Origin of the sequence: Natrinema saccharevitans (assembly GCF_001953745.1) — an archaeon.
Taxonomy (GTDB): Archaea; Halobacteriota; Halobacteria; order Halobacteriales; family Natrialbaceae; genus Natrinema; species Natrinema saccharevitans.
This window is the reverse complement of the sequence record NZ_LWLN01000001.1, coordinates 1,832,532-1,858,806: the sequence shown is the minus strand read 5'-3', so window position 1 is coordinate 1,858,806 and position 26,275 is coordinate 1,832,532. Positions and strand designations below refer to the sequence as shown.

Annotated in this window: 27 protein-coding genes; 17 read left to right on the top strand and 10 right to left on the bottom strand. The window is 67.5% G+C overall.

Translation table 11 applies throughout. The features are described from left to right. The first annotated feature begins 26 nt into the window (after positions 1–26). The gene (locus A6E15_RS20355; RefSeq protein WP_139326586.1) at positions 27–155 is read left to right on the top strand and encodes a rubrerythrin-like domain-containing protein; all 129 of its coding nucleotides are present in this window, start codon (positions 27–29) and stop codon (positions 153–155) included. Positions 156–210: 55 nt separating this feature from the next. On the opposite strand, the gene A6E15_RS09430 is transcribed toward A6E15_RS20355, so the two are convergent. Continuing rightward, the gene (locus A6E15_RS09430; protein WP_076145753.1) at positions 211–3,261 is read right to left on the bottom strand and encodes a disk-shape morphogenesis protein volactin; all 3,051 of its coding nucleotides are present in this window, start codon (positions 3,259–3,261) and stop codon (positions 211–213) included. 335 nt (positions 3,262–3,596) lie between these two features. On the opposite strand from A6E15_RS09430, the gene A6E15_RS09425 reads away from it, so the two are divergent. The 4 genes from A6E15_RS09425 to A6E15_RS09410 all read left to right on the top strand — a co-directional run bounded on the left by A6E15_RS09425 (position 3,597) and on the right by A6E15_RS09410 (position 6,464). Then, positions 3,597–5,108, top strand: a complete 1,512-nt coding sequence (locus A6E15_RS09425; RefSeq protein WP_076145751.1) for a phosphoenolpyruvate carboxykinase (ATP) — start codon at positions 3,597–3,599, stop codon at positions 5,106–5,108. A gap of 216 nt (positions 5,109–5,324) precedes the next feature. Then, a complete protein-coding gene (locus A6E15_RS09420) occupies positions 5,325–5,516 on the top strand; it encodes an HEWD family protein (RefSeq protein ID WP_076145749.1) in 192 nt (63 codons plus the stop codon). A 64-nt stretch (positions 5,517–5,580) separates the two neighbouring features. Beyond that, the gene (gene cutA, locus A6E15_RS09415; protein ID WP_076145748.1) at positions 5,581–5,886 is read left to right on the top strand and encodes a divalent-cation tolerance protein CutA; all 306 of its coding nucleotides are present in this window, start codon (positions 5,581–5,583) and stop codon (positions 5,884–5,886) included. A gap of 89 nt (positions 5,887–5,975) precedes the next feature. Continuing rightward, positions 5,976–6,464, top strand: a complete 489-nt coding sequence (locus A6E15_RS09410; RefSeq protein ID WP_006181600.1) for a 50S ribosomal protein L11 — start codon at positions 5,976–5,978, stop codon at positions 6,462–6,464. A gap of 169 nt (positions 6,465–6,633) precedes the next feature. On the opposite strand, the gene A6E15_RS09405 is transcribed toward A6E15_RS09410, so the two are convergent. Continuing rightward, a complete protein-coding gene (locus A6E15_RS09405; RefSeq protein WP_076148287.1) occupies positions 6,634–7,182 on the bottom strand; it encodes a hypothetical protein in 549 nt (182 codons plus the stop codon). Between the two features lie 336 nt (positions 7,183–7,518). Here A6E15_RS09405 and A6E15_RS09400 point away from each other — a divergent pair, with 336 nt between their 5' ends. The 4 genes from A6E15_RS09400 to A6E15_RS09385 all read left to right on the top strand — a co-directional run bounded on the left by A6E15_RS09400 (position 7,519) and on the right by A6E15_RS09385 (position 10,952). Then, complete coding sequence (locus A6E15_RS09400; protein WP_076145746.1) at positions 7,519–8,151, top strand: 50S ribosomal protein L1; 633 nt, start codon at positions 7,519–7,521, stop codon at positions 8,149–8,151. Next, the gene (locus A6E15_RS09395; protein ID WP_076145744.1) at positions 8,152–9,195 is read left to right on the top strand and encodes a 50S ribosomal protein L10; all 1,044 of its coding nucleotides are present in this window, start codon (positions 8,152–8,154) and stop codon (positions 9,193–9,195) included. 18 nt (positions 9,196–9,213) lie between these two features. Then, complete coding sequence (rpl12p, locus tag A6E15_RS09390; RefSeq protein ID WP_076145743.1) at positions 9,214–9,558, top strand: 50S ribosomal protein P1; 345 nt, start codon at positions 9,214–9,216, stop codon at positions 9,556–9,558. 155 nt (positions 9,559–9,713) lie between these two features. Next, positions 9,714–10,952 (top strand): tripartite tricarboxylate transporter permease, encoded by a 1,239-nt coding sequence (locus A6E15_RS09385; protein WP_076145741.1) that lies wholly within the window; start codon positions 9,714–9,716, stop codon positions 10,950–10,952. Between the two features lie 24 nt (positions 10,953–10,976). On the opposite strand, the gene A6E15_RS09380 is transcribed toward A6E15_RS09385, so the two are convergent. Next, positions 10,977–11,831 (bottom strand): BtpA/SgcQ family protein, encoded by an 855-nt coding sequence (locus A6E15_RS09380; protein WP_076145739.1) that lies wholly within the window; start codon positions 11,829–11,831, stop codon positions 10,977–10,979. A 116-nt stretch (positions 11,832–11,947) separates the two neighbouring features. On the opposite strand from A6E15_RS09380, the gene A6E15_RS09375 reads away from it, so the two are divergent. Further along, a complete protein-coding gene (locus A6E15_RS09375; RefSeq protein ID WP_076145738.1) occupies positions 11,948–13,066 on the top strand; it encodes an NADH:flavin oxidoreductase/NADH oxidase in 1,119 nt (372 codons plus the stop codon). A 30-nt stretch (positions 13,067–13,096) separates the two neighbouring features. Here the strand turns inward: A6E15_RS09375 and A6E15_RS09370 are convergent, their stop codons facing one another. The 3 genes from A6E15_RS09370 to A6E15_RS09360 all read right to left on the bottom strand — a co-directional run bounded on the left by A6E15_RS09370 (position 13,097) and on the right by A6E15_RS09360 (position 14,822). Further along, entirely contained in the window at positions 13,097–13,885 is a 789-nt protein-coding gene (locus tag A6E15_RS09370) for an HpcH/HpaI aldolase family protein (RefSeq protein ID WP_076148285.1), read from the bottom strand. Positions 13,886–13,963: 78 nt separating this feature from the next. Beyond that, a complete protein-coding gene (locus A6E15_RS09365) occupies positions 13,964–14,527 on the bottom strand; it encodes a thioredoxin family protein (RefSeq protein ID WP_076148283.1) in 564 nt (187 codons plus the stop codon). Between the two features lie 70 nt (positions 14,528–14,597). Beyond that, complete coding sequence (locus A6E15_RS09360; RefSeq protein WP_076145736.1) at positions 14,598–14,822, bottom strand: hypothetical protein; 225 nt, start codon at positions 14,820–14,822, stop codon at positions 14,598–14,600. A 117-nt stretch (positions 14,823–14,939) separates the two neighbouring features. Between A6E15_RS09360 and A6E15_RS09355 the strand changes: the two genes are divergently transcribed. From A6E15_RS09355 to A6E15_RS09340, 4 genes are all read left to right on the top strand, one after another. Then, positions 14,940–15,545 (top strand): hypothetical protein, encoded by a 606-nt coding sequence (locus A6E15_RS09355; RefSeq protein WP_076145734.1) that lies wholly within the window; start codon positions 14,940–14,942, stop codon positions 15,543–15,545. A 70-nt stretch (positions 15,546–15,615) separates the two neighbouring features. After that, positions 15,616–16,101, top strand: a complete 486-nt coding sequence (locus A6E15_RS09350) for an Lrp/AsnC family transcriptional regulator (protein ID WP_076145733.1) — start codon at positions 15,616–15,618, stop codon at positions 16,099–16,101. A 2-nt stretch (positions 16,102–16,103) separates the two neighbouring features. Next, entirely contained in the window at positions 16,104–17,261 is a 1,158-nt protein-coding gene (locus A6E15_RS09345; protein ID WP_076145731.1) for a pyridoxal phosphate-dependent aminotransferase, read from the top strand. Positions 17,262–17,611: 350 nt separating this feature from the next. After that, positions 17,612–19,468, top strand: coding sequence for a sensor histidine kinase (locus A6E15_RS09340; RefSeq protein WP_076145729.1), 1,857 nt, complete (start codon positions 17,612–17,614; stop codon positions 19,466–19,468). Positions 19,469–19,470: 2 nt separating this feature from the next. Here the strand turns inward: A6E15_RS09340 and A6E15_RS09335 are convergent, their stop codons facing one another. The 3 genes from A6E15_RS09335 to A6E15_RS09325 all read right to left on the bottom strand — a co-directional run bounded on the left by A6E15_RS09335 (position 19,471) and on the right by A6E15_RS09325 (position 23,031). Then, complete coding sequence (locus tag A6E15_RS09335; protein WP_076148281.1) at positions 19,471–20,055, bottom strand: response regulator; 585 nt, start codon at positions 20,053–20,055, stop codon at positions 19,471–19,473. A gap of 124 nt (positions 20,056–20,179) precedes the next feature. Continuing rightward, the gene (gene purL, locus A6E15_RS09330; RefSeq protein WP_076145727.1) at positions 20,180–22,324 is read right to left on the bottom strand and encodes a phosphoribosylformylglycinamidine synthase subunit PurL; all 2,145 of its coding nucleotides are present in this window, start codon (positions 22,322–22,324) and stop codon (positions 20,180–20,182) included. A gap of 158 nt (positions 22,325–22,482) precedes the next feature. Then, entirely contained in the window at positions 22,483–23,031 is a 549-nt protein-coding gene (locus A6E15_RS09325; protein WP_076145726.1) for an OsmC family protein, read from the bottom strand. Between the two features lie 331 nt (positions 23,032–23,362). Here A6E15_RS09325 and A6E15_RS09320 point away from each other — a divergent pair, with 331 nt between their 5' ends. The 3 genes from A6E15_RS09320 (at position 23,363) to A6E15_RS09310 (ending at position 25,889) form a co-directional block, all read left to right on the top strand. Next, entirely contained in the window at positions 23,363–23,899 is a 537-nt protein-coding gene (locus A6E15_RS09320) for an OsmC family protein (RefSeq protein WP_076145724.1), read from the top strand. A 179-nt stretch (positions 23,900–24,078) separates the two neighbouring features. Next, positions 24,079–24,762, top strand: a complete 684-nt coding sequence (locus A6E15_RS09315) for a PHP domain-containing protein (RefSeq protein WP_076145723.1) — start codon at positions 24,079–24,081, stop codon at positions 24,760–24,762. Continuing rightward, on the top strand, positions 24,759–25,889 hold the full coding sequence (locus A6E15_RS09310) for an asparagine synthase C-terminal domain-containing protein (RefSeq protein ID WP_076145721.1): 1,131 nt from the start codon (positions 24,759–24,761) through the stop codon (positions 25,887–25,889). Before A6E15_RS09315 ends, A6E15_RS09310 begins: the two co-directional genes overlap by 4 nt. On the opposite strand, the gene A6E15_RS09305 is transcribed toward A6E15_RS09310, so the two are convergent. After that, on the bottom strand, positions 25,886–26,212 hold the full coding sequence (locus tag A6E15_RS09305) for a cupin domain-containing protein (protein WP_076145719.1): 327 nt from the start codon (positions 26,210–26,212) through the stop codon (positions 25,886–25,888). The genes A6E15_RS09310 and A6E15_RS09305 overlap by 4 nt on opposite strands. Between the last annotated feature and the right edge of the window lie 63 nt (positions 26,213–26,275).

Sequence of the window (26,275 nt, the reverse complement as noted above, 5' to 3'; positions counted from 1 at the left end):
ACTCGACTCATGAAGTATGATATCACATGGCAGTCAAGGAGCAACGCGAGTACGAGTGCGTCGACTGCGGGCGGCGAGAAACGGTCGGCGACGCGCTCGTCAGCACCTGTCCGCACTGCGGGGGCGAGATGCGTAACGTCGAGTTGATTCGGTAGGTGCTAACTTCCCGACGGTTCCGCCGATCTCGAGCGCCCGATAGCGGACGGGCCGTCAGCGAGCGAGCGTCACCGCGACGCCGACCAACAGGAGGCCGAGGACGACGGCACCGGCCCCGACGGCGGTCTCACCGGTGAGGGCGGCGACGCCGCCCGCGACGACGCCCGCGCCGCCACCGCCCGCAGCGACCGCGGTCGAAAGGGCCACACCGGCGGTCGTCTCCTCGCGGACGGCCGCGAGGTCCGTCCGGAGCGACTCGAGATCGTCGATTCGGTCCGCCCGTTCGTCGACATCGTCGAGTCGCGCGTCGATGGAGTCGACTCGCTCCTCGAGATCGGACAGTCCCGCCGAAACCGTCCCGAATCGCTCGTCCAACGAGTCGAGGTCGTTCTCGACCGACCCCAGGTCATCCTCGAGCGCCCCCGTCTCGTCTTCGACCGCACGGACATCGTTTCCGAGCGTCGCCACCTCGTCCTCGAGCGAGTCGACCGCCGACGCCGGCGGCATCGAATCGACGGACTCGGCGAGGTCGTCGTATGCCGCGCGCACCGACTCGAGACGCTCGGCGGTCGCGGACACCTCGTCCTCGAGGGCCGACAGGTCTTCCTCGCTGGCGGCGTCGTCGATCCGCTCCGTGAGGGTTTCGAGGTCGCCGCCGGTTTCCTCGAGGGCGGATTCGACCGTCTCGAGCGTCGCCGAAACGTCCGCGAGGCGGTCGTCGTGGTCGGCCAGCCGTCGGTCGGCATCGTCGACCTCGTCCTCGAGCGCCGACACCGTCTCGGTCAGCGATTCGGTTTCGGACTCGAGGTCGTCCAGTCGTTCATCGATCACCTCGAGGTCGGCGTCGATCGCGTCGACGTCGTCGGCCACCGCCTCGGTCCCGTCGGCGGTTTCGCTCACCGACTCCCGCACCGACGCGAGCGTCTCCGCCGTGACAGCCTCCTCGTCGAGTCGGCCGACGGTCGCCTCGAGTTCCGAGAGGTCCGCGGCGATCTCGTCGGTCGCGGTGTCGATCCGGCCCTCGAGGTCCGACTCCGCCCGGCCGATCCGCGTCTCGAGGTCGTCTTCGAGCGACTCGAGGGCGTCCGACAGCGCCGCGAGGTCGTCGGCGAGCCCTTCGACTCGCTCGTCGGTCGCCACCGTTTCCTCGAGGTTCGCGAGGGCATCCCGGGCGTCGTCGAGGTCACGCTCGAGCCCCTCTGTCCGGTCGTCCAGCCGCTCGCGAACGGTCTCGATGTCGGCCTCGACGGCCGCGATCCCCTCGTCGATCGCGGTCTCGATCTCGTCGACCCGCGCGTCGGTCCGCTCGGACCGCTCCTCGAGTCGGCCCGAGACGCCGTCGATCCGGGTACGCAGTTCCTCGAGCCGTCCCGAGACCCCCTCGAGTCGGGTCTCGGCGCGGTCGGTCGCCGTTTCGAGGTCGTCGAGGGCCGCCGTCAGCTCCGCGGTCGTCTCCTCGAGGGCCTCGAGATCGGCCTCGGTCGCCGCCGTCCCCTCGAGGACCTCGAGGTCGTCTCGAAGGTCGTCGAGGCCGTCCTCGGCCGTTTCCGCCCGCTCGGATACCGCGTCGAGGTCGCTCCCGAGGTCGTCCAGTCGCTTCTCGATGGCGGCCCGCTCGTCGGCCGCGGTCGCGTCCAGTTCCGCCAGTTCGTCGTCGACGCCGTCGACGTCCGCTTCGAGGGCCGCGAGGGCGTCCGACAGCGCCTCGAGATCGCCGTCGAGTCGTTCGACGTCGTCCGAGACGTCCGCGACGGCCGACTCGTCCGCGTGGGTCTCGCTCTCGTCTGCGAGGTCGGCCAGCTCGTCGGCGAACGACTCGAGGCGCTCGTCGAGTTCGTCGACCGCGTCGGCCGGCGCGGTCCGCTCCTCGACGTACTCGAGGTCCTCGATCAGTCCCTCGACGTCCGCCCGGACCGACTCGATCTCCGCGTCGCGGTCGGCGAGCCGATCGAACAACTGGTCGATGGCGTCGTCGCTGGGATCGGTGCGTGACGGCTCGTCGAACGCGAGTTCGGTCGGCCCGCCGGCGGTCGTCGACTCCGCGCCATCCTCCGGGTCGTCGGTAGCGGCGCTCGGGGTAGTGACGGCATCCCCATCGTCGCCGCCGGCCGCCGGGTCGTCCCACGTGATCGCCTCGTAGGCATCGACGTCGTCGTTCGCTGCCGCGAGGGCACCACTGGCGGCGCTTTCCGCGGGCGCGTCGGCGAGCCGGACGCCGCGGACCGAAAACGGGAGCGCGGCCGCGTCGAACCGGCCGCCGAACAGGTACTCGACGCCCTCGGCCGCACCCGTCCCCGCGATGGCGATCGGGACGGATAGCCCCTCCTGAACGTCGCTCTCGTCGGCTTCCGCGCGGATCGCCTCGATCAGCGCCGCGATCAGGCCGTCGAACGCCTCGGCGAGCGCGCTCTCGATCCCGCCGGCGGCCGCGTCCGGATCGAGCGTGAACTCCTCGAGGACGCCGGCGACCTGTGACGCCGCGTGGCCCGTTTCGGCGGCCGCCCGTTCGACGAGCCACTCCCGGCCCTTCGCGAGCGAGCAGGTCATCGCCGGGACGCCGTAGTACGCGAGCGTCGCGTTCGTGGTCCGGGACCCGATGTGGATCCCAAGCCCGGTGTAGTTGTCGCCGGCCAGTTGGTCGTAGATCACCGCGAACCCCGTGCTGATCGGCGTCGCCTCGAGGCCGCGATCGGCCAGCACGGTCTCGACTGCCTCGCGATGCGCATCGGTCGAGACCGCGGCCTCGATCAGCGGCCCCGGCGTCGTATAACAGAGGCGTCCGTCGGACGCCCCCTCGAGTAGGTCGCCGACGACGGCGTCCAGTGCGGGCGTCGCGTACGCCGTCGTCTCCGCCGCGAGGACGCCGCCGTCGAACACCGACCGTGGCTCCTCGTCGGTCTCGTCGGCGATCGTCCGGGCGACGTCGCCGACCACGTACGTCGTTCCGTCCGCACGTATCGTGCGTTCCTCGGGGACCCCCATCGTCTCGAGGGCGGCGTCGTCGACCGGAACGACGATCGGCGGGACCGCGTCGATCCCCTCCCCTCCGTCCGCGTCGGTAGCGGCCCGTACCGTCCCCGGGCCGATGTCGAGACCGTATGCCATGCCCCCGGCAACTTCGACCACCCTATTGGAAGTTTGCCCCCCAGTACCAGATGTGAAAATCGGCGTTGTCGGCTCCCGTCGGTCGCCGCCACGACGGCAACGGCGACTACTGCCACTACCGACGGAACATCGGCCCGATTAGATTTATTTCTGACTCGAGTACTCATTGGAACATACCAGAAAAGAGACTGTTTCGAAACAAGTAATGAGACCGTTACACACGGCCGTCTCCGGGCTAGAAACCGCCATACGTCATTCGGTAACTGGGTAAGTCCTGACACACGAAGACGAAAATCCTTCACGTTTATGCATCAGGAAGATGGTGACTTAGGTATATGTCTGAAACCGGGACGGAGTCCCGTCCGCTGGTCCGACAGCTTCCGGATCCAACCACAGCGTCGAACGTCCGGTACAACCCGTCGCTCGAGGAACTACGCGAACTCGCCGACCACGAGGAGACGACCACCGAGTTCGGGTCGCCGTCCTACGTCAGCGAGTACCGCTCGCGGAGCGCCGATCGGACGAAAAACGCCGTCGACGACGAGTTCGACGAGCGCGATCACCAACTGATCGACGACGCCGTCGACCGCACCGACGAGATCGAGTTCGTCTGCGTCGATCGACTGATGGGCCGCCATCCCGAGGCGTCGTTTTGCTGTCGGCTCTTCGTCCCCGTCGAACACGCCCGCATCGCCTACGCGTGGGCGAATCTGTTCGAGCCCGCCGACGGCCGGGACCCGGACCTCTATACGGTCCAGCTCCCCGACTACGACGAGACCGCCATCCGCGTGCTTCCCGACACCGGTTTCACCGCCGTGTTAGGCAGCGACTACACCGGCGAAGCCAAGAAGTCGTTCCTCCGGCTGTTCATGTACCGGATCAAACAGCAGGGCGGCCTCGGACTCCACGCGGGGAGCAAACGGGTCCGCGTCCGCGACGCCGACGGCGACCTCCGGACCGTCGGGCAGGTCTTCATGGGGCTGTCCGCGACCGGCAAGTCGACGCTTACCTCCCACGGCTGCTGGCTCGAGGACCCCGAGGACGCCTCGATGCTGCAGGACGACGTCTGCGGCCTCCTCTCTGACGGCTCCGTCGCCGGCAGCGAAGGCCAGGGCCTGTTCATCAAGACGATCGGTCTCGGCGAGGACGAACAGCCCGAACTCTACGAGGCCGCGACCGACGAGTCGGCGATCCTCGAGAACGTCGCCGTCGACGAGGACGGCACCGTCGACTTCGACGAGGACCGCTACACCTCGAACTCCCGTGCGATCATCCAGCGCGACCAACTCGAGAGCGCCGACGAGGAGATCGACCTCGGCAGCATGGATCAGGCCTTCTTCATCACCCGAAACCCCCTGATGCCGCCGGTCGCCAAGCTCGACGAGGAGCAGGCGGCCGTCGCCTTCATGCTCGGCGAGTCGATCGAGACCAGCGCGGGCGACCCCTCCCGCGCCGGCGAGTCGATCCGCGTCGTCGGGACCAACCCCTTCATCGTCGGCCCGGAGGGCGAGGAGGGCAACATCTTCCACGAACTGATCGACATCCTCGACGTCGACTGCTACGTCATCAACACGGGCTATCTCGGCGACAAGTCCAAGGACATCGGCGTCACCGAGTCGGTGACGATCCTCACCGAGGCGGCCCGCGGCACCATCGAGTGGACCCACGACGAGCGGATGGGCCTGACCGTCCCCGAGTCGATACCGGAACTCGACGTCGAGGACTACTACGTCCCCGATCACGTCGACGACTACGAGGACGCACTCGCCGACCTACGCGCCGAGCGCCGCGAGTACCTCGAGCAGTTCGACGAACTCCGCGAGGAGATCAAAGACGCCGTCTACTGATCGCCGGTTCCGGTATCGAACCGGTCACAACCGACTTCTCCCGGACTTCTGACTGAGACGATCCCCTGTCCGTCATTGCCGGTGGGACCGCGACTGTCCTGCGCTCTCTCCGGTAAATCGGTACGACAAACCGTATGACGCTCGATTTTCGAGCGGTGAGACAGCACTTGCCGCGCACGGATACCGTTATATGTGTCGAGTTCCCACGGACCGATAATGAGCGCACAGGTACGGAAACCGACCGCGAGAGTCTGTGAAGAATGCGGGCGAGTCGAACGATGGGACGAGACCCTCGAGGCCTGGCAACTCGCCCTCGAGGATGGCGAGAAACAGGTCGGCAACCCACACTGCATCCACGAGTGGGACATCAACGGCACGTTCAATCCGGTCGACGGCGACGAGGAGTAGCCCGACCGACGGCGGCGTCTCCCGTGACGGGACGCTTTTTGCCGCCTCGAGCGTAGCCTCGGACATGCCGACCGTCTACGTCACAGCGCCGCTCGAAGCGGCCGATGAGATCGCCGAGGCGCTCGTCGCGGAACGCCTCGCAGCCTGCGTCAACCGACTCGAGTCGACCTCGACGTACCGCTGGAAGGGGACAGTTCATCGCGACGAGGAGGTCGTCCTGCTCGCGAAGACCACCGACGACGCCTACGACGCCCTCGTCGACCGCGTCCTCGAACTCCACCCCTACGACGTCCCCTGTATCGAACGCTTCGACGAGGGCGACGTCCTCGAGTCGTTCGCGACGTGGCGGGCCGACAGCGTCGAGCAGTGACGAACGACCGGTCTCGCACGTGAGTCGGTCACAGACCATGACTGCACGAATTAGCAACCCTTAAAACTCGCGCACGGGTTGTGACGGATATGGCTGGAACCATCGAAGTGCTCGTTCCGGGTGGCCAGGCCAATCCTGGCCCGCCGCTCGGTCCCGAGCTCGGACCGACCCCCGTCGACGTGCAGGCCGTCGTACAGGAGATCAACGACCAGACCGAAGCGTTCGACGGGACCGAAGTCCCCGTCACCGTCGACTACGACGACGACGGCTCCTTCGAGATCGACGTCGGCGTTCCGCCGACGGCCGAACTCGTCAAGGACGAAGCCGGCTTCGAGACCGGCAGCGGCGAGCCACAGAAGGACTTCGTCGCCGACCTCTCGGTCGATCAGGTCAAACAGATCGCCGAGCAGAAACACCCCGATCTGCTGGCCTACGACCTCCGCAACGCGGCCAAGGAAGTCGTCGGTACCTGCGCCTCGATGGGCGTCACCATCGAGGGCAACGACGCTCGAGAGTTCAAGGAACGCGTCGACGACGGCGAGTACGACGACGTACTCGTCGACGAAGCGGCGGCGTAATCACGGACGGACCGAGTTTCTCGTTTTACGATACCGCGTGCGTAGCCGCGCACGAACCGGTGCGGACTCGCAGCACCGTGTTCTCCCGCTGGCACGTGTTCACGCGAGGACAGCGGGCCGTCGGAACGATGTGGAGAACGCGAAGCGTCGGCGGGGACAGCGGGCCGATTCAGATCTTGTTCGCGGGCGGGACGGTCCGGTCGTCGGGGCGGGCTGCACCGACGCCACCCACCAGTACGCGGACGCTCGCACCCATGCCGAGCGCACCGGCGAGGGCGGCGACGGTGACGGTCGCCGGAAACACCAGGCCGGCGATCCCGTGGACGAGCCCGCCGACCAGAATGCCTGTCCAGAGGCGGTCACGGCCGACCATCGCGGCCGCGTTGCGCCCGAGCGTGGTGAACCCGATCGCGATCGCGGCCGGCAGGACCGTCACCCCGAGAATAACGAGCGGGATGCCAAAGAAGGTCCCAACGCTCGTGTCGACGATGAGATACCCCGTCCCCGCGAGCCCGGCCACGACGAGCAGGCTCGGCAGTCCGAGGCAGATCGAGATGACCGGACTGCGTCGGGCCTTCGCGACCGCCTGCGTCCCGAAGTTCTGGAGCAGTCCCAGCACGACCATCGCGACGAGGACTGTCCCCACGAACTGGATCCCCGCGCGCAAGAGCGGGTCGAGCGATCGATACGCCTCGAGTTCACCGCCGACCGCCGGCATGGCGATCGAGCCGAGTATTGCCGGCCCCATACTAATATATAAGTCTAATGGCCACATGGACGAATGGTATACGACAACGCATAATAGAACTTTCGGTGAAATCGACTGTAATGATCGCCTACTGAACTGATAGCTGCGCTAACGGAAGGGGGTTCCGTGACCCGTTCGGCGGCTCCCGATCCGATCACGGGGCGGAAACCGGCGCGTTCGGCCCTGACGCGAGCGCGCTGGTAGTTCGACGGGTTTAAGTTTGGCATCGCACTTGGTTCAAGAGAGACAGGCATCGCCTGTTTCACTGACCCGTAGGAGCAGTCCTGCGTACTACGGAGGTGAACGATGGCAGATTCGGATATTGAAACAGCAGTAGCCCGCGCACTCGAGGACTCGCCGGACCGGAACTTTACCGAGACGGTGGACCTCGCGATCAATCTGCGCGACTTAGACCTGAACGAACCGTCGAACCGCGTTGACGAGTCGATCGTCCTGCCGGCCGGAACCGGCCAGGAGACCCGCATCGTCGTCATCGCCGAGGGAGAGACAGCAGTCCGCGCCGAAGAGGCGGCGGACGACGTTCTCTCGGCCGATGATGTCGCGGATCTGGACGACGACGAGGCCAAGGATATGGCCGACGAGACGGACTTCTTCATCGCCGAAGAGGCGATGATGCAAGACATCGCCCGGCACCTGGGTACCATTCTCGGTCCCCGGGGGAAGATGCCGGACCCGCTCTCGCCCGACGACGACGTCGTCGAAACCGTCAACCGGCTCAAAAACACCGTGCAGCTTCGCTCCGGCGACCGACGAACCTTCCACACCCTCGTCGGCGCCGAAGACATGGACGCCGAGTCGATCGCCGACAACATCGACGTCATCCTGCGACGCCTGCACGCCGACCTCGAGAAGGGCCCCCAGAACATCGACGCCGTCTACGTCAAGACGACGATGGGGCCGTCCGTGGAGGTGGCCTAAATGAGCGCACAGGCCGAACGCAAGACCGAGAACCTTCCCCAGTGGAAGAAAGAGGAAGTCGCGGAGCTCGAGGAGATCATCGAGCGCTACGACAGCGTCGGCATCGTCGGTATCGCCGGCATCCCCTCGAAACAGCTTCAGGACATGCGTCGCGACCTGTACGGCACGGCCCAGTTGCGGGTCAGCCGTAACACGCTGCAGGCCCGCGCGCTGGAAGACGCCGGCCTCGGCGACCTCGTCGAACACGTCGAGGGCCAGGTCGGTATCGTCGGCACGAACGAGAACCCGTTCTCGCTGTACAAGGAACTCGAGGCGTCGAAGACGCCGGCACCGATCAACGAGGGCGAGGTCGCGCCGAACGACATCGTGATCCCCGAAGGGGACACCGGTGTCGATCCGGGGCCGTTCGTCGGCGACCTCCAGAGCATCGGCGCGAACGCGCGCATCGAGGACGGCTCGATTCAGGTTATGGAGGACTCGACGGTCTTAGAGGCCGGCGAGGAAGTCTCCGCGGATCTGGCCAACGTCCTCAACGAACTCGGGATCGAGCCCAAGGAAGTCGGGCTCGACCTGCGCGCCGTCGTCGCCGACGGCGTTCGCTTCGACCCCGAGGACCTCGACATCGACGTCGAGGCCTACGAGAGCGACGTGTCGACGGCCGCCGCCCGCGCACGGAACCTCGCGGTCAACGCGAGCTTCCCGACCGCGAGCACGGCCCCGACGCTCATCGCCAAGGCCACGGGCGAGGCCAAGAGCCTCGGCCTGCAGGCCGCCATCGAGGACGAAGAGCTGATGCCCGACCTCGTCAGCAAGGCCGACGCACAGCTGCGTGCGCTCGCGGCCCAGATCGACGACGAGGATGCCCTGCCGGAGGAACTGCAGGACGTCGACGCGGCCGCCCAGCCGGCGGCCGCCGACGAGGGCGACGCTGACGACGAATCGACAGACGATCAGACGGACGAGACCGAGGCCGACGACGCCGACGACGGTGACGACGAAGACGACGGCGACGGCGCGGCCGGTCTCGGCGAGATGTTCGGATAACTAACGGAGGACCCAACAATGGAATACGTATACGCTGCACTCATCCTGAACGAATCGGGCGAAGAGATCAACGAAGACAACCTGACGAACGTACTCGACGCCGCGGGCGTCGACGTCGAGGAGTCCCGCGTCAAGGCCCTCGTCGCCGCGCTCGAGGACGTCGACATCGACGAGGCAGTCTCCGAAGCCGCAGCCGTCCCCGCCGGCGGGGCCGCCGCGGGCGGCGCTGCAGGTGCCGAGGAAGCCGACGACGAGGGCGACGACGAGGAAGAGGCCGAAGAGACCAGCGACGTGCCGGACACGACGGACGACGACGATGACGACGAGGCCGACGGCGAGGGTCTCGGCGAACTCTTCGGATAACGTTCCCGTCGGTTCGGTTCCGACGAGTTGCAATCCCGAATTTTCTTTCGACTCGAGATCGAGTGGCGACGCCGTCGCGGTGACCGTGCTGACGAGGACTCGAGCGGCAGGTCTGACCCGAGACCATTTACGTGAAGCCGCGGCCAGAGCCGGAGATGCCCGCCCCGATCGAAGTCGTGAGCGAGCCGGCAGTAACCCTCCAGTTGCTGGGCTGGGTACTGGCAGGCTCCCTACTGGGATGTTGTAGCGGGCTGGTCCCCGGTCTCCACGCCAACAACTTCGCGTTCCTGCTGGCCGGCGTCGTGCCGTCGGTCCCCGGGCCGCCGCTGTTCGTCGGCTGTGCGATGCTCGCGGCCGGCGTCGTCCACACCTTCCTGAACGCCGTCCCCGCGATGGCCCTCGGCGTTCCCGACGCGGAGATGGCGGTCACCGCGCTCCCCGGCCATCGGCTGGTCCTCGAGGGCCGGGGCTACGAGGCGATCCGACTCTCCGCGCTGGGCAGCCTCCTCGCCGTCCTCGCGGCGGTCCCGCTCGCGCTTCCCGTGACCGCGGTCGTAACGGCGGCGTATCCGACGGTCCGGACCCACCTCTCGCTGGTCCTCGCGATGGTGGCGGTGGCGCTGATCGCCTCGGAACCCACCCGGCGCGGTCGGATCGGCGGTCTCGTCTCCTTCGCGCTGGCGACCGCCCTCGGCGCGGTCGCGCTGAACCTCTCGCCGGACGCTCCGCTCGAGGCCGGCGGGACCCTCGCACCGCTTTTCGCCGGGCTGTTCGGCGCGCCGGTGTTGATCGACGCCGTCCGCGGGGGCGGCGTGCCGCGACAGGAAGGAACGACGGTCACGACTTCGCGGCGGTTCGTCGGGGCGACGGCGGTCGCCGGCGCGCTCGCGGGTGCCGTGGTCGGCTACCTGCCGGGGATCTCGGCCGCCATCGCCGCCGTGGCCGTGTTAGCTGTCGTGCCGAACGGGGCCAGCGACCGCGGCTACGTCGTCGCGACCAGCGGCGTCGACACCTCGAACACCATCTTCGCGCTCTTTGCACTGGTCGCCATCGGCCAGCCCCGGACCGGCGTGCTTGTCGCTTTCGAGGGGACCGCCGCGCCGCTCGAGCTCCCGATCCTGCTCGCGGCCGTCGTCCTCGCGGGACTGGGCGGGTTCGTCGCCGTGATCGTGCTGGGGGACGCCTACCTCGACGCCGTCGGGCAGCTGTCGTACTGGAAGATTTCGGTCGCCGTCCTCGCCGCGTTGCTCGCGCTCTCGTACCTGTTTACCGGCATCCTCGGGATCGCGATCTTCGCCGTCGCGACGGCGATCGGGATGGTCCCGGTTCGCGTGCGGTGTCGACGCGTCCACCTGATGGGCGTCCTGATCGGCCCGCTGATGCTGGGGCTCTGACCCGACTCGCGACCCGCGTGTCCCTCAGTCGTCGCTCGAGGCCGCGTCCCGGACCGCGCCAACGAGTTCGTCGACCCGATCTCTGGAGACCGGGTTCGTCGTCTCGCCACCCCGTTTGAGCGCGGTACCGACGATGACGCCGTCGGCCCCCGCCGCGAGGCAGTCGCCGACCGTCTCGCTCGTGACGCCGCTGCCGACGAACACCGGGACGGGCCCGGCCGCGGCATCGGCGAGCGCGTCGCCGACGCGCTCGATGTCCGCGAGCGGCGTTTCGACCCCGGTCCCGGGCCCGGAGACGATCACGCCGTCGGCCTGCCCGCGTTCGACGGTCTCGAGCGCAGCGCGTTCGATGTCGCGCTCGCCGACCGGACTCGCGTGTTTGACGTGGACGTCCGCGAGGAGCGAGACGTCGGCCTCGATTCGCTCCCGAAGGCGGAGCGTCTCGTGGGCCCGCCCCTCGAGGACGCCCTGGTCGGTCGCTGCGCTACCGATATGAACGTTGACGCGGACGAACGCGGCGTCGGCGGCCGCGGCGACCGACAGCGCCGCCACGGCGTCGTTTCGGAGGACGTTGATCCCGACCGGGACGTCGACGGCGTCGGTGACGGCCGTCGCGATCGCGGTCAGCTCCGCGACGACGTGTTTCGGCACGTCGTCGGGATGGAACGGGGCGTCCCCGAAGTTCTCGACGATGAGCCCGTCAGCACCGCCGGCCTCGAGCCGGCGGGCGTCCTCGAGCGCGCGGGTACGGATGGCATCGCGGTGGTCCTCGTCCCCGTCGCCGAATCCCGGTGCGCCGGGCAGCGGCGGGAGGTGGACCACGCCGATTACCGGGCGAGACGCGTCGAACCGGTCCGCGATGGCGGCTGCAGTCTCCATGTCGGTGCTGGGACCGCAACGCCCATACCGGTACCGCGTTCGGCCGGGCCGACGCGAGCCGGCAAGCCCCGCTCCCTCCGCGGCCGTTTTCCTTCTGCCGCGGATACGACCGGTCGATGACCGATTTGCTCGCCGGACTGTCGTTGCGCGATCTCGAGACGCGGAACCGAATCGCCGTCTCGCCGATGTGTCAGTACTCCTGTGACCCCGACGGACTACCGACGGAGTGGCACCGCGTCCACCTCGGGAGCCGGGCCGTCGGCGGGGCCGGCATCGTCATGACCGAGGCGACCGCGGTCTCCCCCGAGGGGCGGATCACGCCCCACGATCTGGGCATCTGGAGCGACGACCACGCCGAGGCCCTCGAGCCGATCACGGAGTTCATCCGGGATCAGGGCGGCGTGCCGGCGATCCAGCTCGCCCACGCGGGCCACAAAGCGAGCAAGGAGCGTCCGTGGGAGGGTCACGTCCCGCTCCAGCCCGACGAAACGGGACCCTCCGGAGCGGCGGGCTGGGAGGTACTCACGCCGTCGCCCGACGCCTATCCCCCCTTCGACGGCGACCGGCCGGCGATGCGGAAGGCCGACGCCGAGGACATCGAGGGCGTGATCGACGCCTACCGCGCGGCGGCCGAACGGTCGCTCGCGGCCGGGTTCGAGATCGCCGAGGTCCACGCGGCCCACGGCTACCTGCTCCACGAGTTCCTCTCGCCGGTCACGAACCGCCGCGAGGACGACTACGGCGGGAGCTTCGAGAACCGGACCCGGCTGGTCCGCGAAGTCGTCGACGCCGTCCGCGAGGTCTGGCCCGACGACAAGCCGGTCTTCGTCCGGATTTCGGGGACCGACTGGCTCGACGATCGGGAGTCGTGGGATCTCGAGCAGTCGGTTCGGCTGGCCGACGACCTCGCCGATCTCGGCGTCGATCTGGTCGACGTCAGCTCCGGCGGGCTCCACCCCGCCCAGTCGATTTCGGGCGGTCCGAACTTTCAGGTGCCGTTGGCCGAGCAGGTCCGGGAGGGGGCAGACGTCGCCGTCGGCGCGGTCGGCGGCGTCACCGAGCCAGAACAGGCCGACGCCCTGATCCGCAACGACCGGGCCGACCTCGTCCTCGTCGGCCGGGAATTCCTGCGGGACCCGTACTTCGGGCTCCGCGCGACCGGCGACCTCGAGCGCGATCCCGACGCGGTCGCCGAGGAGTGGCCGGTCCAGTACCGGCGGGCCGTCCAGCGGTGACGCAGTCGCGATCGGTGAACGGTCCGTCGATCACGAACCGTCGTAGCCGTCGAGCCACCCCGTAACCGCCGACTGCAACGCGCCGGTCGTCGTCCCGACGTTCAGTAGCTGATACCCGTTCTCCGCCTTCTCGTTGACATCGTCCATCCCGAAACCGAGCCCGCCGATCGGGACGTCCGCCTCGACGGCGGCCGACCGGATCCGCTCGATGGCCTCCTCGACCTCGGGGTGATCGAGTTCGCCCGGATACCCCAGCGAGACCGAGAGGTCCAGCGGCCCGATGAAGACGAAGCCGAGTTTCGGCACCGCGAGGATGTCCTCGAGGTCCTCGAGCGCCGACTGCGTCTCGACCGTGACGCCGACGACGACCGACTCGTCCTCGCTCGCCACGTAGTTGTCGGCCAGCCCCCAGCGGCGTGCCCGCGGACTGGCGAGCCCGCGGCCGCCGGGGTCGCCCTCGTACTCGAACCGGCCGGCCCGGACCGCCGTCTCGAGTTCCTCGCTGCTTCCGACTCTGGGGAGGAAGACGTTCCGCACGCCGGCGTCGAGGGCCTTCCGCACGAGCGCGGGATCGGTGCCCGGAACGCGGACGAGGAGTTCGGTGTCCGTGCCGTCGGCCGCCCGAAGCAGTTCTTCCAGCCGACCGCCGTCGAAGGGACTGGGGCCGCCGTGTTCGAGGTCGATCCAGACGAAGTCGACGCCGAGCACGGCGTAGAGTTCGACGACCGACGGGCTGTACGTGTTCTCGAGGACGCCCAGCGCCACGTCGCCGGACTCGAGCGTCTCCCGAAGCGCGTTGGGTCGCGGGTGCTGACTCACACCCTCGAGCCACACCGGCCGTCGACTAAAGGCTGGGGACGAACGGGCGGCAGTGGGTCGGTCGCCGGTTAGTGCCGTTCAGTCGTCTTTCCACTTGATCGAACAGCCCCGGGAGGGCTGCCACTCGAGGTCGACGTCCTCGCCGGCCAGCACGGCGTCGATCGCCTCGCGGATCTGGAAGCGGCTCGGCTCGTCGTCGGGGTTGGGCGCGTCGTCGAGGCGGCCGTCATAGGCGAGCCTGAACGCGCCGTCGTCGCGTTCGAACAGGAACGGATCGGGCGTACAGACCGCGCCGTAGGCCCGCGCGACGTCCTGGCTCTCGTCACGGAGGTACGCGTCGTACTCGATTTTCCCCTCGTCGACGAACGCCCGCATTTTCTCGAAGGAGTCGTCGGGGTACTCCTCGGCGTCGTTGGGGTTGATCCCGACGACCGAGACGTCGTCGTACTCGGCGGCCAGCTCGTTCAGGAGGTCGAACTTCGCCTGCGCGTACGGGCAGTGGTTGCACGTGAACACGACCAGCAGCGCCTCGTCGTCGGCGAAGCGCTCGAGCGAGTAGGTCTCGCCGTCGACGCCCTCGAGTTCGAACTCGGGGGCGGGGTCGCCGGCCTCGAGATCCGACTCGGACTCTTTGAGAACCATACTCGTCGGTTCGGCCCGTTCGGCCTTAATCGTCACGTTCGGAGTGGTCGGGTCGTGACCGACACGCGCCCTAGCCGAACAGCTCCGCGAACTCGAGGAGCAAGCCGGGGACGACCAGCAGGGCGATTCCGCCGGCGATCAGGGCGAGCGGGACGATCAGGGTGATATCGGTCAGCAGCCAGAGCCCGAGGCCGCCCAGGATCGCCAGCAGGCCGACCAGTCGGAGCAGCCAGACGACAGCACCCTCGAGTTCCGAATCGGCGACGACGTCGGCGAGTTCGAGTACCTCGTCCATAGCCGTTCGGGGCTGGCTCCCGGAGCCACTTAATTCCGGTGCACTTCCGATCGATCCGATCCCTCGAGTTCCACGCAACGACTTACATATTTGTACCCCGGGCCGCATCGACTGGGTATGAAGACGCTCGAGGTCACCGACGAACAGTACGCGTTCATCCAGCACCTCCGCGAGGAGATCGCCGAATCGGTCGTCGGCAAGTACGGCTTCGTCCGCGAGCAGGACGCGGTCCAGTTCCTGATCGACAACTTGGACGAGGAGATCGAACTCGAAGCCGACGGCGAGTTCGACTCCTCGGCGACCGACGACGTCGCGGCCTCGGTCGGGGCCGCAATCGAGGGCGAGGCGGATCCCCACGACCTCGAGGAAGTCTCCTACGTCGAGGGCGAGGCCACGGGGACCGACGAGGTCGTGGACGACGCGGACGGGGACGAGGACCTCGAGTCCGAGTCGGACGATCCTGCGGAACTGGCCGACGACGATGCGAGCGACGCGGACGACGGGAGTCACGCCGGCGAAGGCGATGGGACCGACGGCGACGGCTCCGCTGACGACGACGATATGTTAGACGAGATGATGAGCCTGCTCGAGACCCACGACGACAAGTGGGAGGAGGCGGATTCGGCGGATTACCGCTACAGCGTCGACCTGCCGGACGGCTCGACCGAGCAGGTCCAGACCAAAGACGACGTGCGGGCGCTGCTGTTCAAGAACTACCGGTAGCCGAGTCCCGAACGATCGTTCACGAACGAACAACGTTAGACCTTTACTCGCGCTCGCGCTTGCAGCCAGTATGAGCGAACGCGAGGTGCTCGAGTCCCTTCGTGAGAACGCGCGGTACTCCGCGGCCGATATCGCGCGAATGACCGACCTCGAGGAAGCCGAGGTCGAGGCCACCATCGAGGAACTCGAGGCGGCAGGCGTCGTCCGCGGGTACCAGGCGGTCGTCGACTGGGACAAGCTCGCCGACGAGCGCGTCCGGGCCGAGGTCGAGTTGAACGTCACGCTCGACCGCGAGACCGGCTACGACGACATCGCAGAGCGCCTCGCACGGTTTCCGGAGGTCAAAGCCCTCCGGCTGATCAGCGGCGACTACGACTTCGACATGGAGGTCGAGGGCGACTCCATCCGCGAGGTCTCGCAGTTCATCAGCGAAAAGGTCGCGCCGGTCCCCGAGATCACCCAGACAGTCACCCACTACGTGATGACCTCCTACAAGGAGAACGGGATCGAACTCGGTGACGGCGAGGACGACGACCGGCTTTCCTTCTCGCCCTGACCATGAGCTTCGAACTGTCAGACCGGGTGCAGGCGGTTCCGCCGTCGGGCATCCGCCGGTTCTTCGAGATCGCCGACGAGCGCGACGAGGTCATCTCGCTGGGCGTGGGCGAACCCGACTTCGCGACCCCGTGGGCGGCCCGCGACGCCGCCATCGCCTCGCTCGAGCAGGGCAAGACCTCCTACACCGCCAACCGCGGGAAGACCGACCTCCGCGAGGCGATCGCCGACTACGTCGCCGACCGGTTCGACCTGGGCTACGACCCCGACGAGGAGATCATCGTCACCGCCGGGGCCAGCGAGGCGGTCGATCTCGCTTTCCGGGCGTTCGTCGATCCCGGCGACACGGTCGCGATCGCCCAGCCCTCCTACATCTCCTACGAGCCCGGCGTGATCTTCGCCGGCGGCGAAGTGCTGCCGGTACCGACGAGAGAGGAAGACGACTTCCGACTCACAGTCGAGGGCCTCGAGGAAGCGGGTGCCGACGAGGCCGACGTCCTCGTCCTCTGTTACCCGAACAATCCGACCGGCGCGATCATGCCCGCCGAGGACCTCGAGCCGATCGCCGAGTTCGCCCGCGAACACGATCTGCTGGTCCTCTCGGACGAGATCTACGCCGAGTTGACCTACGACGGTGAGCACACCTCGATCGCGACGTTCGAGGGGATGCGCGAGCGCACCATCGTCTTCAACGGCTTCTCGAAGGCCCACGCGATGACCGGCCTCCGACTGGGCTATGCGCTCGGCCCGGCCGACGCCATCGGCGCGATGAACAAGATTCACCAGTACACGATGTTGTCGGCCCCGACGACCGCCCAGTACGCCGCCCTCGAGGCGCTGGACTCCTGCGAGGACGACGTGCAGGAGATGGTCGATCAGTACGACCGCCGACGGCAGTTCGTCCTCTCGCGATTCAGGGAGATCGGGATGGACGTCTTCGAGGCCAAGGGCGCGTTCTACTGCTTCCCCGAGGTCCCCGAGAGCTTCACCGCCGAGGAGTTCGCCGAAGAGGTCCTGCGCGAACAGGGCGTGGCCGTCGTCCCCGGCGACGTCTTCGGGACCGGCGGCGAGGGTCACCTGCGGATCTCCTACGCGACCGGCCTCGAGGACCTCCGGGAGGCGCTGAACCGGATCGAGGCCTTCGTCGCCGACAACGCCTGAGACGTCGAGGTGACCGCCCGCGAGCAACGAGACGGACCGCGAGGACGGTCACGCCGCCGAGGAAAAGCCGGCGTCGATCGCGGAGATCGACCATGGCGTCGGTCCTCTCCGATCGAACAGCGTAACCCCCTTGCCGAGCCGGATCGGATACCCGACCCCCGTCCGATTCCCGCGCCATGACTATGCGAACAACCCACACACCGGCGCTCGGCCACGACACTGAAATAGGGGGTTTACTAACGATCCAGTAACTATCCGTCGATGATTCCAACGGTTGCGAGCGACGATCGATTCGGGCTCGAGGGCGGGGCTACACCGCCGGAACGGGCGTGGGGTGGCCAGCTGTGACGATGCGCCCCGTTCCGATCGTCGATCGCGTCACCGACGCCTTCTTCGCCCTCGATACGAGCTTTCGGTTCACCTATCTCAACGAGCGGGCGGAGACGTTGCTGAAACGCTCTCGAGAGGACCTGATCGGACGCGTCATGTGGGACGAGTTCCCCCAGACCGTCGAGACGCAGTTCCCCGAGGGCTTTCACCGCGCGATGGACGAACAGGTACCGGTCTCTTTCGAAATCTATCACGCCCCCCTCGAGACGTGGTTCGAGGCGCGGGCGTATCCCTCCGAGACGGGCCTCTCAGTGTTCATGCGCGACGTCAGCGAGCGGAAGGCCCAGGAGACGACGCTCGCGCAACACGCCGCGGTCGTCGAGGCGATCCGCGACGCCGTCGTCACGCTCGATCGCAATCGCGAGATCATCACCGTCAACGGCGCGACCGAGTCGGTGCTGGGCGCGGGCCGCTCGACGCTCGTCGGCGAACACGTCGAGACCCTGACCGAAGCGGCGGGGATCGACGACGACGACGCCGTCGAGATCGGGCGGGCGATCACCGACGTCGATGTCGGTAACGCCACCCGTCGCCAGCTCGAGTTGCCCTACGTCGGGCCCGGCGGCGACGACCGGATGGGCGAGTTCCGGTTCGTTCCCGTCGAGGACAACGCCGCGACGGTCGCCGCGATCGTCCGGGACATCACCGACCAACACGAGTACGACCGCGTCGTCACGTCGCTGCACGAGGTCACCCGGTGGCTGCTCGAGTCCGACGATCCCGAGGAGATCTGTGCGATCGCCGTCCACGCCGGCAGCGACCTGCTCGATCTCCCTATCAGCGGCGTCTGGCTGCTCGAGGAGGAGCAGGGCTACCTCGAGCCGGTCGCCGGCACCGCGGGGGCCCACGACGAGTTCGGCGGCCTCCCGCGGTTCAACCCCGGCGAGGGGTTGGTCTGGGAGGTCTTCGAAGGCGGCGAGGTCGAACTGTTCGACGACCTCGACGGGACCGACGGGCTCTACAACCCCGAGACGCCGCTTCGCTCGGAGATCATCGCCCCGATCGGGACCCACGGGGTCCTCATGACCGGCTCGTACGACCCCCACTGGTTCGACGAAACCGACGTCGATCTCATCTCGACGCTCGTCGAGAACACTCGCGCCGCCCTCGATCGAGCGGACCGGGAACGGGTCCTGCGGGATCGGACGGCCGAACTCGAGCGCCAGACCGAACGCCTCGAGGCCGTCGCCGAGATCCTCTCGAACGACCTCCAGAACCAACTCGAGGCCGTCGCCGACGCCCTCGCGGACGACGGAGCCGACGAGTGGGAGTTTCCCCTGGCGGAAGATACCGTCGAGACGACACTCGACCGGGCCGAACGGCTCGTCGACGACGTCCGGGAGTTCGCCCGCAACGCCTCCGCGGTCGGCCCGCGAAGTCGACTCCGCCTCGAGTCGACTATCGACGACGCGCTCGCCGACTCCCGGCTGGACCCGGATAACGTCGTCGTGGACGCGCCGGCGGCGCTCCGTGCCGACCCCGACCGGTTCGTCCACCTCCTCCAGACGGCCTTCGACAGCGCGGTCGCCCGGGCGGACGGCGACGTGACGGTCCAGATCGGACTGGTCGGGTTCGAAGACGGCGGCAGCCGCGGGTTCTTCCTCCTCGACGACGCCGCGGAGATCCCACCGAACGCACACGATCGGGTCCTCGATCCGACCGCCGACGACGACACCGCGATCGACGGCCTCGGTCTCGCACTCGTCCGGGCGATCGCCGAGGCCCACGACTGGACGTGTACGGTCACCAACGGCGACAACGGCGGTACCCGGATCGAAATCCGGGAGGTAACGACACTCGAGCGAAACCTCGAGTGACCCTATTCCGTTTCGAACGACTCGCCCGCGATGTCCCGGCAGAGCTGTCGGTAGCCGCCCTGCTCTAAGAGTTCCTGCATCGTGTCGTTGACCCGGACCCGGAGGACGGCCAGTCGGTCCTCGAGTTCGGCGTACTCCTGACTCGACTGGCGTTCGGCCGCGGTCTTTTGTTCGTCCAACAGCGCCTTCTTCGAGGCCAGCGCGAAGAACTCCTGAAGCTGCTCGTCGTAGGTCGAGCGAAGCAGCAACTGATCGATCACGTCGACGAGTTCCTCGCCCGAGACCGGCTTGACGAGGTAGTCGTCGAACCCCATCTCGACGATGTCGAAGTCCGGCTCCACGGCCGTCACCATCGCGACCCGGCAATCGAGGCTCCGCTCTCGGATAGTGTCGAGGACGGTATCGCCCGAGAGTCCCGGCATCCGCCGATCGAGCAACACGACGTCGATCGTCTCGTCGATCGAATCGAGCGCCTCGGTACCATCGTAGGCCGTCCGGACGCGACACTCCTCCGCGAGCCAGGCGGCATAGAGGTCGGCGAGGTCGGGCTCGTCTTCGACGATCAGGACGGATGGGGTATCTGACATCGACGTTCCTTCGGTTGGGCCGTTCGCGGGGAATTTGTGCCGAACGAACATCAATATACCGGACAGTAACGGTAGTGAGACGGCCGTCGATCGGTGCGGCCGGCCGATCGGCACGACTCGATCGTCACTCGAGGCCGCGTTCGATCGTCGCGCGCCGCTCCCGGATCTCGGCGGCGTCGGTCTCGATCGTCCGGTCGCCGAGGTCGACGGACAGCGTCCCGTCGTCGGTCGCCGCACCGAGTTCGACGACGGGGGCGACCCCGTCGAACGCCTCGCGGACCGCCTCGACGGACTCGGTCTGGATCAGCGCGCGACCCGGCTGCTCGTGGAACAGTTCGCCGGCGGGGTCGTCGCCCGGCAGCGACACCTCGAGGCCGGCGTCGTCGGTGACCATCTCGGCGAGGGAAACGGCGAGCCCGCCGTGGCTGACGTCGTGAACCGCGAGCGTCGCGTCGTCGTCGGCCACCGCGGCGAGGGTCTCGATCAGGGCCGCGGGGTCGTCGGGCAGTTCGGGGAACCGATCGCTGCCCCCGAATTGCGCGAGGTACTCGGAGCCGCCCAGCCGGACGTCGTCGGCGAGACCGAGGTCGCCGACTAACACCAGTTCGCCCTCGGGCGCGGCCGACAGCGGCGGCGCGTCGTAGCCCTCCTTCGCCCCGACCAGCGCCAGCGTCGGCGTCGGCGGGATCGGGCCGGCGACGGAGTCGTTGTACAGCGAGACGTTGCCCCCGACGACCGGCGCCGACAGCGTCTCGCACATCTCCGCGAGGCCGTCGACGATCCCCTCGAATCCGCCGTAGACGTCCGGCTTCTCGGGGTTACCGCCGTTGAGACAGTCGACCGCGGCCAGCGGCGTCGCGCCCTTGGCCGCGACGTTGGTCGCGTTCTCGAGCGCGATCGCGCGGGCCCCCTTGTAGGGTGCGACGGCGGTCCAGTTTGGCGCGGCGCCCGACGAGAGCGCGAGGCCCTGCTCGGCTTCCCTGACCGCGATGATCGCGGCGTCGTCGCCCGGTCCCACGCTCGTTCGCGCGCCGACCTCGTGGTCGTACTGCCGGTAGACCCACCGCTTCGAGGCGGTGTTCGGGCTCGCGACGACGGCGTCGAACGCCTCCGCGAGGTCGACATCGGGCAGGTCGGTCGCGGGCGGCTCGGGATCCTCGCTCCCGAGGTCGTTCATCGGCGCGCCCTCGCCGAGGAAGTAGGCGTCGACGTCGACGACCGTCTCGCCCTCGAAGGTGCAGGTGTAGTTGCCGTCGGTGACCTCGCCGATGACGGAGCAACCGAGATCGAACCGCTCGGCGATCTCGCGGACGCGCTCGACGTTCTCGGGTTCGACCTCGTAGCACATCCGTTCCTGAGACTCGGCGAGCAGGATCTCCAGGGCGTTCATGTTCGGCTCGCGCTGGTGAACTCGCTCGAGTTCGATGCGGGCGCCGAGGTCCGCTTTGGCGACCATCTCGCTCGAGGCCCCGCCGAGGCCGGCGGCACCGAGGTCGCGAGCGGACTCGATCAGGCCCTCGTCGACGAGCGCCTCGTTGGCCTCGATCAGCAGTTTCTCCGCGTAGGGATCGCCGACCTGAACCGCGGGCCGGTCTTCGGTTTCGGCGTCCTCCGCCAAGTCCTCGCTGGCGAAGCTCGCGCCGCCGAGCCCGTCGCGGCCGGTGGCGTTGCCGACGAGGACGAGTTTGTTACCCGGTTCCTGCGCTTCGGCGGTGACGAGCCGATCTTCGTTCGTCAGGCCGACGCAGGCGACGTTGACCAGCGGGTTCCCCTCGTAGTCGGGGTGGAAGTCGACGCTGCCGGCGACGGTGGGGACGCCGATGCAGTTCCCGTAGTGGCTGATCCCTTCGACGACGCCCTCGAAGAGGTACTTCGAGTGGTCGTCGTCGAACTCGCCGAAGTACAGCGAGTCCGCCAGCGCGATGGGGTAGGCCCCCATCGAGAGCGTGTCGCGGACGATACCGCCGACGCCGGTCGCCGCGCCGTCGAACGGATCGACGTAGGAGGGGTGGTTGTGGCTCTCGATGCCCATCGTGATGTACGTCGCGTCCTCGCCCTCCTCGCCGGGCAACGCGACGACCGCCGCGTCGTCGCCCGGCCCGACGACGACCTGCTCTCCCTCGCTGTCGAAGGCCGACAGCAGCGGTCGCGAGGAGCGGTACGCGCAGTGTTCGCTCCAGAGGTTCTCGAACAGCGCCGCCTCCGCCCGGGTGGGCTCTCGGTCTAACTCGGAGACGACGAGTTCGCGGTCCGAATCGGCAAGACTCATTCACCTAGGTGATGAAAGTCGGCCGGTAAATGGGTTTCTATATGCACGGTCATGGATATCGGTTTCGGTCGCTCGAGCGACCGACTCGCGGTCGAACGATCGACGGCAGGTTGAAACAGGAGTGACGGTCGCCGACGGCTACGCACGTCGTGACGTCCCTATTCGAAATCGAGATCGAACTCGAGAGACACCTGGTTCGTCACGCTGTCGTACAGCGGCGACGTCTCGAGGACTTCCTCGTGTAACGCCTCGAGTTCCTCGTCCGACGCGTCGGCGTCGATGTGTGTCGTGGCACGGATCTCTTCGTATCCTGCCCGGACGTCGTCGCTCAATCCGAGAAAGCCCCGCAGATCGATGTCACCCTCGAATTCGAAGTGCATCTCGTCGATCTCGATGCCCTTCGCAGCGGCGTGTCCCGCGTAGGTCACGCTGAGACACGAGCCGATGGCAGCCAAGAGGTGTTCGACCGCGTTCGGACCGTCCCGTTCGCCGAGCAACGCCGCTGGCTCGTCGCCGGTTACGGTAAACTCCGGCGACTCGATCGGTGTCCCGTCCTGTTCGAAGTCGCTAATACGCGTCTCGCTTGCGAAGCCACCCGTCCATTCCGTCTCGGCACGGAACGTAAACGACGCTTGCTCTGGCTCGGCAGCGACTCCGTCGATGAGCGACTCGAGTTCGTCGACATCGAGTCCGTTCATGTCTTCCATGGATATATTGTACAATACTCTATTGTCTATGACTTCAGATAGCCCTTTCGAAGCGGCCACGACAACTGGTCGCAGACGAGGTAGAACGAACAATATTCATACCGAAGCAATACCCACATTTTGGGTTCCTGGATAGAGTTCCGATCGGCACAAACTGTCCAAGCGAACAGTAATAGCCACAGAGCGCCTGGTCCGAGAGCAGTGTTCTCAACAGTACACTGCAGAACTAACTGTACGTCGAGTATAGCTGTCTCATCTCATTCGGAAATTATGTTGATTTCCGCCGGGTTTATAATCAGGACAGCACCACATAGTATTGGACAGTATTTGCATGACTCTGAAAAACGGAATCGAGATGGAGAAGTTCGAACAGCTCACCGCCGCTGCCGAAGACGACCCGGAAAACGCGGCGTTCCGGTTTTTCGCAGAAACGGAGTGGACGGGCGAGACGACGTGTGAAACAACCGTCAGTGAGATCGAGAAAGGAGGCACGCTCGTCGACTCGCCCGAGTTCACCATGGAAGGTGCGTTGTTCGGCCATCGTGACGCACCGAACGCACTCGAGCAGTTGCTGTCCTCGCTTGGGACCTGTCTGACGATTACCTACGCCGCCCACGGCGCAAAGCGGGATATCGAGATTTCCGAGATCCGCCTCGAGTTCGAAGGCCGTGCCGACATGCGCGGCCTCCTCGGGCTCGCCGACGACGTCCGGCCGGGTTTCGATCACATCGAGTGTACTGCACACATCGAGTCGCCCGCGTCGACAGCGGAACTCGAAGCGGTACGAGAGGCGGCACACGCGAGTTCGCCCATCCTCGATAACCTCGAGAACGAAGTGACGGTCGACATTCACCACGCAGGGGAGTAACGCGGCGTCGCGTTCGCTCCGCACAGACACTCTCCGGCCTCGACTGATCGAACGCGCTATTTTCGCTTTCGCTCGGCTTCGAATCCACTCGGGTTCCGTCTCGACGGACATCCGTAGCCGTGGCTCGAGTCGCACGGCTAATCGAGTCGTTTTTGATCAGGCCGCCTAAACGTACGGTCGTGCTGTCGGTCGAACTCCACACGCACTCGTCGCTGTCCTACGACGGTCGCGACCCGGTCGAGCTCATCTTAGAGCAGGCCGAGGCAGTCGGGCTGGACGCGATCGCCGTGACGGACCACGACGAGATCGACGCGAGCCTCGAAGCCGCCGAACTGGCCCCCGAGTACGGACTGGTCGGCATTCCGGGCATGGAAATCTCGAGCAAGGCCGGCCACGTGCTGGGTCTGGGCCTGAAAGAGGCGGTCCCGCCGGGACTGTCCTTCGAGTCGACGCTCGAGGCGATCCACGCTCAGGGCGGGCTCGCGGTGATCCCGCATCCGTTTCAGGAGGCTCGACACGGCGTCATGGCTCGTATTTCTCGGGAACAGCTCGCGCGTGGCGACGCGATCGAGGTCTACAACTCGCGGCTGTTTACCGGCCGTGCGAACCGACAGGCAGAGCGCTACGCTCGGTCGCGGGAGCTACCGATGACCGCCGGCAGCGACGCCCACATCAGCGAGATGGTCGGACAGGCGGTCACCCGGGTCGACGCCGACGAACGCTCGGCCGACGCGATCCTCGCGGCCATCGCCGACGGCCGGACGACCGTCGAGGGGAAGCGAACGCCGTGGCGGATCAGCGTCCAACAGTTCGCCGGCGGCGTCACGCGACGACTGAACCGCGTTCTGAGTATCCTCCGATGACCGATGACCTGCGCGGCGACCGAACGATCGTCCGCGACGCCATCGAGCGGACCGACCCGCTGCCCGGTGGATCCGGGTTCGCCGGGCGCGTCGACGGCCGCCTCGTCCGCGACGTCCTCGGTCGCGAGCCGCTGTTCGTCGACGCCGACGAGTCCGCGGGCGAGGAGCGGACGTGGGCGTTCGAGCCCGCCTCGCTCGCCGAGCCCGTCCGCTTCCCGGCCGGCGCGGCCGCATCCGCCGCCGATCCGCTTCCCGAGCCGGAATCGTACTGGTCCCTGCCCGATCCCGAGCCGCGCGCCCCCGAGCGGGCCCTCGCGGCCCTCGAGCGGGCGGTCGAGACGGCGGCCGACGCCGCGCTTGGCGACGACCGCGATATCGCAGTCGCCTTCTCCGGCGGGGTCGACTCGGCGCTGGTCGCCGAACTGCTCGACGCGCCGCTGTACGTCGTCGGCTTCCCCGACAGCCACGACGTCGAAGCCGCGCGGACGGCCGCCGACGCGATGGGCCGGGACCTGACGGTCGTCGAACTCGAGCCCGCAGACCTCGAGCGGGCGGTGCCGGAGGTCGTGCGGGCGACCGGGCGGACGAACGCGATGGACATCCAGATCGCCCTGCCGCTGTATCTGGTCGGCGAGCGGGTCGCCGCCGACGGGTTCGACGCGCTCGCGGTCGGACAGGGCGCGGACGAACTGTTCGGCGGCTACGAGAAGGTCGTCCGACTCGACCACCGGGTCGAGGCCGAGACGGTCCGGGGGGCCGTCCGGGAGGGGATCCGGAGCCTCCCCGATCAGCTCCCGCGAGACGTGTTGACGATCGAAGCGACCGGGCTCGAGCCCGTCGCCCCGTTCCTCCACGACGCCGTGGTCGAGGCGGCGCTTCGGCTGCCCGACGAGCTACTGGCCGACGCGGACGAACGGAAACGCGGCTTCCGTCGGGTCGCGGCCGAGTACCTCCCGGCCGAGGTCGCTGAGCGGGACAAGAAAGCCGTCCAGTACGGCAGCCTCGTCGCCCGCGAACTCGACCGACTCGCCCGGCAGGCCGGCTACAAGCGCCGGATCGACGATCACGTCGACAAGTACGTCGCCGCGCTGTGTTCGGACGGCCCGACCGCCCGCGACGAGAATTAGGACGGCAGCGGACAGAGGCTCGCGGTGAAGATCACCGTCTCGCCGGTCTCGTTTCTCGCCCCGTGGTCGACGCCGCGCTCGTGGTGGACGACGCCGGGCGCGTCGATCGCTTCGCGTTCCTCGCCCTGTACGACGGTCACCGTCCCCTCGAGGACGTGAAAGACGTTCGTGCTGTCGGCGTGGTCGTGGGCCTCGAGTTCCGCACCCGGACCGAGGGCGAAGGCCTTCACTAGGACGTCGTCGCTGACGACCAGTTCGGCGGTCTCGATCTCGCCGGCTCCCGGCTCGAGGTCGGCGATCGATTCGGCGTAGCTATCGAGCATGTGAACTCCTTCGCTCGACCACACTATAACGCTCGGGGAACGGCCCCGATAGAAGTCGACGCG